Here is a 6,160-nt window from a genome sequence, read left to right on the forward strand (position 1 = left end):
TTCAAAAACTGACCAAGGAAGAAGTCTATATTTCTCCATTCGACTTTAATAAAGAAAATGGAGTTTATGACATTCCTCTTCGCCCTATGCTTCGTTTAGGAAAACGTTTATTTGATAACAACAATAAACCTTTTGGTATATTGATAATTAATTATGAAGGAGAACAAGTAGCGAACCTAATAAGGCACTATCAAGAACTTACAGGGTTTAAATCAAAATTCATTATGCTAAACAATGTGGGGGTTTATGTCGATGGAACCCCTTTTGATGATATTGCACGTTCTTTTATGTGGGATGGTGTCGTGCCAGCAAAAAGTTTTGCGCTCGAGAATCCAAAAATTTGGAAAAAAATGCAATCTCAAGAATTTGGGAAGTACGAGGCAGATGAAGGCTTATATAGTTTTTTAAAATTTGATCCAACAAAAAATAGTGGCTCTTACGGAACGACAAAACATCTGGGCTATAACAAAATCACTAATAATTTAGCTCATAAGGAAGGGGGGTGGACGTTAGTCAGTTTTTTAGCAAAATCAGAGTTCTCAAGTCATACAATTCATAGCGTTAAAACTAGTTTTTGGTATCTATTCACAGGGCTGGTTCTTTTAGTGGCACTAATCATTCTAGTCCTACGCTATCAAAGAGAGCATCAAGCATTATTTAATCAATCAAAGTTTTTGGCCACCCATGATGGTTTAACAGGTCTAAATAATAGATTTCATCTCGATGAAAATATAAAGCAGATGGTGAACAAGGCAGATGAAGAGAAAAGAACTATTTCTTTTTACTTTATTGACCTAGATGGCTTTAAAGGTATAAATGATCGTTATGGACATAATGTTGGGGATGCAATATTGAAGGCAGTTGCAGGAAGACTAACTCACGCCATTCGCTATAAACGTAACGAAGTGTCAGATATTGTGGTTCGTCTAGGTGGCGATGAATTTTTAGTAATCATTTTTGACCTTGAATCAGAAAAGAAACAAATTGATTTTGGTAAGAAATTGCTCCACTTATTTGATGATCCCATTCATTATGATGAAAGATCATTCGATATTGGTGCTAGTATTGGTTCGGCATCCTATAGAACGCACTCTGATGATTTCCAGGAGGCAATCAAATTTGCTGATAGAATGATGTATGAAATTAAAAATGAAGGGAAAAATGGTTTTAAAATTTACTCCCCACCTCAATAAATTACCAATAATTTTTTAGTTTCATACCTCTAGTTATGTCATGTAAATGCTTTCTCTTTGAAACATTTTCTAAGCCTGTCATTCTGTGACAGTCATTTTTTAATAAGTTATGGTTTAATTATGTGTCACTTTCATGATCACTTGAAAAACCAATTTGTGCGCAAATTGATTTCTAATTTTGCAAAACAAAATGGAAGTTTAATTGCCGGATATATTGATGTGATTTGATGGAAAAATTTAAAGGGTTTGAGATTTGCTTGAATGTTTAAAAAGGGTGCATGGTATTTGCCTATATTGAACAATAGCCAAAAATACGATTTTTGTACATGTTTTTAAACATGAAGAAAGATATCTCTTTTAAATCAAAGAGATATATCTTGTAATTATCCCAGGCCTGGGCATTTTTTTTATCGGATTAATGCTCAAATGCATCCATAAAGTTAGGCTCGTCACTGTAGCCATTTGGAATGTTTTTGGTGACAACGGCGACGGCATCGTGAGGATGTAAGCTTTCTAAGTGATTCACACGTACCCAATAATCAATGTATTCTGGGCAGCTTTCCAATTTGGCTTGTAAGCGGCGCGCAGCATCTTCACAAAACATTAAGTTGGTGGCGTTTAATCGGGCAAACTCTTGCTCGTCTTGGCGTTTTACCGTTGATTGAACCGGTGTTTTAACTGCATCTTCGATTTGGTTGATGACCGTTGATAGATTTAAAACATGGTCTGCCGTTACTTTGAGTTTGATTTGAGCATAAGACCGTTGGCTATGGGGCGTGGCACAAATGCCTTCTGGTGTGCCAAGCCAAGCGAGAACCTGTTGGTAATCTAATGGCTGATCTGCAAACTGCTGCTGAAAGGCTTCCTGAATCAGTTGGCGTGATAAGGCGGCTGAACACGGGCAGGTTGAAGAATAAGGGACACTGATGCTGATTTCGCATTCATATTGTCCATCACGCAACTGGCCTCTAAGGGTGCAAGGGTAGTGTTTCCAACCGGAGTTGTCGGTTTTAAGGGATTTGCGTCTCTCATAATAGTCAAATTTAAATTCGACAAACGCATTTTGGCTTAAACCATGATGCGACTCGAGAAAGGCTTCGAGTAATACCTGGATGCGATTCGGGGTTAAGGGTTCATTTGATCCCATTTCATCAAGCAGTAGATATAGCCGAGACATGTGAATCCCTTTGCTTAAAGGGTCATCTAAACTGACATAGGCTTGTACTTGAGAAGAAAGTGTTAAGGTTTGCTGTGCAGATTGTTCAATGAGGATGGGCAATTCAATGCCGCTCATTCCGACCCAGTTGAGTTTTCCTTGTGGAGCTTGATGTGGCTGGCAAGCGATATCGGGCATGTGCTTTGTCATGCAATTTCCTTCGACTTAGTGCGCTGGTGTTGGCCATTGGATGGAGCAACGAGTCGCAAAATTAAAAAGAAACATTATAGCATAGCGAGTAATTAGTCGTCACAATTCCTGACTATTTTAGTCAAGTTTTGCTCCAGTTTTGATACCTGTTCAATATTAAGTGGTTGATCTAGCAAGAGAGTTAAGCGGCTGTCTTGTCTCCATGCAATATCTTCAAAACTGGTTTGGTTAGGTAGGTGATTGAGGTGTTGCCATTCATTGCCGGTTCGTAGAATACTCTTGGCTCGGATAAGGTGAGGGGTGTGTTTTAAAAAAGCCTTTAGTGCAACGCGATTGAATTGTACAGTGGGGGAGAATTGCCAGCCAATACTACTGGTATCGCCAGTAAAGACTTCAAGAGTTATGCAATGGCTAAGAGATGTGGTAACCGTTAAGGGGTGTTGTTGGGTTAGCTGTTGATGTTGTTCTATACCTTCTAATCGATAAAAAGGGCGTTTGGCGGGTTGAGTTAACCAGTCGGTTATCTTGTTGTCAATGGGGTTGCCATGCAGGGTGAAGATGGGGTTTGGGTTGGCTGGATACCCTTGGTTGAGAGTGGCTTTCGCTTGGCTGAGTTCTGCCTCAGTGGCCGTATCAACTTTATTTAACAGTAGTCTGTCGGCTAAGCTGACGAGGTCACGGAGTACCGCAGATTTTTGCCAGAAGTCTGGTGTCAGTTGTTGTGGAGTGACCATGCAAAGGGTTTGTTCAAGCTTCACAGTGGGTTGAAATTTTCGCAAGGTATCGATGATTTTAGCGGGATGACCCAGGCCAGTTGGTTCAATTAATATCCGCTGAAGGGGTTGTTTCAACAGTGATTGCAGTGCTTGTTGGTAGCCAAAGGCAGCACTACAACAAATGCAACCGCCCGAGACGACCTCAATCGGCTGCTGGGTGGTTTGTAAAACCAGACTGTCAATGCCAACTTTCCCCAGCTCATTGATGAGGAGTCCCCAGGTTTCATTTTTGGGTTTTTGTTGTAAAAGCGAATTAATGGCGGTGGTTTTTCCACTGCCGAGCAATCCCGTTATTAAGGTAACAGGGATTGGCTGACTAGAGGTCTTTTCCATCTAGAAGGTCGTCTACAAATTGCTTTTGGTACAGGGTTTTGTCAAGTCGTTCGCAGATAATTTTGGCATCGCGATAGGCATTGCCCAGACAGGTAGTCGCACCTGGTGATGGGGTCATATTGTAGATGATATTTTCATTTTCAGGCACGATGCTGGCTTCGCCCAGTTTGAGTTCTTGTGTGGCCTTATCGATGACCTGGGGGCGAACACCACCGTAACCTTCAGCATAGCAGAGTTCATCCACTTTGAGGCCAGGTAGAATTTTACGGGCATCTTTGACGAATAGCCGTTTGTTTAACCAAGGGATTTCAAACAAAAAGTTCCGGAAAATATAATTACGAATGGTTGAATCCTTAAGTAAGTCCCAAAAAACTTTGAGTACTTTTCGATCTAGTTTGAGGGTTTTCCAAAAATCCAAATAAGTACCACCGGTATAACGCTCTAACTTGGGGAGCGCTAAAGCAGTAGGGCCGAGTCGAGTTTTATTGGGTTCCGTTAAGTCAGGGTCACCATGCAAGGCTGCAAATGGCAGTTTGTCATTTTGCATGGTGTAAACTTTGCCATTCAGTTTAGTTGGCGTAAAGTAAAAGCTGCCCGCCATTGGCAAGGTCGATAGATTCATACCATGTCCCAATTGATTGGCAATGAGTAAACTATGCGCGCCAGCGGAAACCACAACAAATTTCGCTAAATAGGTGCCGTGGGCAGTCTGTAATTCATAATGGTCATCAAATGATAGAATACGATCTACCTTTGAGCTGAGTGAGACTCGGATGTTTTTACCGGTTTTACGAGCACTGTCGATAAAGGATTTACATAAAACGCCATAGTTGACGGCTGAATATTCATCGGTACAGCCGCTGGCCAGAATTTTTTCAGGACGCGGCTTACCATCCACTAAAGCAACATTGGGTTCAACCTCAGCGATTTTGTCAGCACCCCATAGTTCCATATAGGGGAAAGCTTCTTTAAAGGCTTCATAACGTTTTTGGAGGCGGTCACATTCCGCTTCGCCAACGGCAAGGATCATTTTAGGGAATTTAAAGAGGAAGTCGTTTTTTTCAACTTGATGTGCGTAGTGCACTAGCATGTTGGCAGTACGTTTGACTTGAATGGCTTTTTCAAGGGTATAGTTAGTTTCAATGTCACCACAATGTAAGGTCTGGCTATTGCTACGGGCATTGGTGTTTAACGGAGCAAGCGAGCCATACTTTTCCAAAACCGCAATTGATTTAATGTCGGTGTATTTCGCTAAGGTATACGCGAGCGATGTTCCGGTGATGCCACCGCCTACAATAACGACATCAAACAATCGGTTTTGCATAGTTGTTGTTAATCCATTTAATTTAGTTAAGCTTTTTATTATATAAAAAAAATTAGGGAAGTTTTAAGCAATTTTATAGGAAAGCTTTATACAGTGCGACCTTGTCCGTCTTGAGTTTCTGAGCGGCCTTTTTTAAAGTTGTGGATTTGGATGAGAAATAAGGCGGCTATTAAGCAGCATTCTAGCATGATTTTTATGGTGTTGGCATAGACAAATCCAAGGAAAAATACCTTTTGCGATGATTGAGATGGAATAGAATTGAGCTTTGAAAATGAAAGAAATTGTTTTTTACTCTGTATCAGTATCGGATTCTATTGTTTGATGAGATTTTGATAGAAATTTTAGGATAAAAGGAGAAAGTAGATGTCTTCGAGTGTTGTTAAGGGCAATCGCCCTTTGAGAATGTTTGCCATTATGGTGCTGATTGTACTAACTGTCGCTCAAATTCTGGGGCAAATTGATTTAACTGAACTGTCTTTTTTATGGTTATTGATTCTGATGGCATTGAATGCTCTGCAAGCCTCTTTCTCTGGGTTTTGTCCGATGTTTAAAAATGCCAAGGGTGAATGTGTTGCTTGCGGTGTTGCCTGTAATGAGCCGGCTTCAGAAAATAAGGATGGCTCTTGCTGTGATGGTGGGGGTTCGGGCAAGGGGTGTGATGCTGACAAATCATCATCCCAAAGAGAGGCTGTAGATAAAACCCCTTAATAAGCTTGACCTTAAAGCGTTACGACTACTTCAATCCAGATTGTCATTTGAATGACTGGTTTTAGATTGTAATGCATGGCGGTTGCTGACCAGCATTAGTAGAAGTGTTTATTCACGGCTGAGAAAGGGCTATAATCATTTTTACGTTATTTTTTGACCTTTGATTTGACCCAAGGTTCCCCTTTATTTAGGTATTGCCGTTATGGATTTAAAACAACAAATACAGCTTGCACAGACCCAATTGGCGGGGTTTCAGGTTCCGCCCTTGCCAGCCGAATTAATTAAATTACAAAGTATTTTTCAGACGACTGAGTACCCGGATATGTCAGAGGTGGCGGAGATTATTGGTCATAATACGGTACTGACGGGTGAATTGATAAAAGTCGCTAATCAACCACAGTTTATGCGGAAAGGCTCGGATTCCGTTCAGACGATTAAAGGCGCGATTGACTCTTTGGGG

6 protein-coding genes are annotated in these 6,160 nt (G+C 40.8%); 3 read left to right on the plus strand and 3 right to left on the minus strand.

Translation table 11 applies throughout. From position 1 onward, the window contains the following. Positions 1-86 precede the first annotated feature (86 nt). Positions 87-1,193 carry a GGDEF domain-containing protein gene (locus tag CYQ88_RS07125; RefSeq protein WP_101840665.1) on the plus strand — a complete coding sequence of 369 codons (1,107 nt, stop codon included), beginning with the start codon at positions 87-89 and terminating at the stop codon, positions 1,191-1,193. Positions 1,194-1,608: 415 nt separating this feature from the next. On the opposite strand, the gene folE2 is transcribed toward CYQ88_RS07125, so the two are convergent. The 3 genes from folE2 to CYQ88_RS07140 all read right to left on the minus strand — a co-directional run bounded on the left by folE2 (position 1,609) and on the right by CYQ88_RS07140 (position 4,992). Further along, positions 1,609-2,559 (minus strand): GTP cyclohydrolase FolE2, encoded by a 951-nt coding sequence (gene folE2 / locus CYQ88_RS07130; protein ID WP_101840666.1) that lies wholly within the window; start codon positions 2,557-2,559, stop codon positions 1,609-1,611. Positions 2,560-2,651: 92 nt separating this feature from the next. Next, complete coding sequence (locus tag CYQ88_RS07135) at positions 2,652-3,668, minus strand: GTP-binding protein (protein WP_101840667.1); 1,017 nt, start codon at positions 3,666-3,668, stop codon at positions 2,652-2,654. Continuing rightward, positions 3,652-4,992 carry an FAD-dependent oxidoreductase gene (locus tag CYQ88_RS07140; protein ID WP_101840668.1) on the minus strand — a complete coding sequence of 447 codons (1,341 nt, stop codon included), beginning with the start codon at positions 4,990-4,992 and terminating at the stop codon, positions 3,652-3,654. Before CYQ88_RS07140 ends, CYQ88_RS07135 begins: the two co-directional genes overlap by 17 nt. Before the next feature lie 363 nt (positions 4,993-5,355). Here CYQ88_RS07140 and CYQ88_RS07145 point away from each other — a divergent pair, with 363 nt between their 5' ends. Both CYQ88_RS07145 and CYQ88_RS07150 read left to right on the plus strand, forming a co-directional pair. Continuing rightward, positions 5,356-5,700 (plus strand): DUF2892 domain-containing protein, encoded by a 345-nt coding sequence (locus CYQ88_RS07145; RefSeq protein ID WP_101840669.1) that lies wholly within the window; start codon positions 5,356-5,358, stop codon positions 5,698-5,700. Positions 5,701-5,902: 202 nt separating this feature from the next. Then, the coding region (locus tag CYQ88_RS07150) for an HDOD domain-containing protein (protein WP_143483772.1) at positions 5,903-6,160 on the plus strand (258 nt) is incomplete at its 3' end.

It is taken from the genome of Hydrogenovibrio sp. SC-1 (assembly GCF_002848135.1).
GTDB lineage: Bacteria > Pseudomonadota > Gammaproteobacteria > Thiomicrospirales > Thiomicrospiraceae > Hydrogenovibrio.

What these genes read in the sequence shown, in the direction of transcription:
- CYQ88_RS07135 (WP_101840667.1), bottom strand. Translation starts at nt 3,668, where the DNA reads ATGGAAAAGACCTCTAGTCAGCCAATCCCTGTTACCTTAATAACGGGA.
- folE2 (WP_101840666.1), bottom strand. Translation starts at nt 2,559, where the DNA reads ATGACAAAGCACATGCCCGATATCGCTTGCCAGCCACATCAAGCTCCA.
- CYQ88_RS07140 (WP_101840668.1), bottom strand. Translation starts at nt 4,992, where the DNA reads ATGCAAAACCGATTGTTTGATGTCGTTATTGTAGGCGGTGGCATCACC.
- CYQ88_RS07145 (WP_101840669.1), top strand. Translation starts at nt 5,356, where the DNA reads ATGTCTTCGAGTGTTGTTAAGGGCAATCGCCCTTTGAGAATGTTTGCC.
- CYQ88_RS07125 (WP_101840665.1), top strand. Translation starts at nt 87, where the DNA reads ATGCTTCGTTTAGGAAAACGTTTATTTGATAACAACAATAAACCTTTT.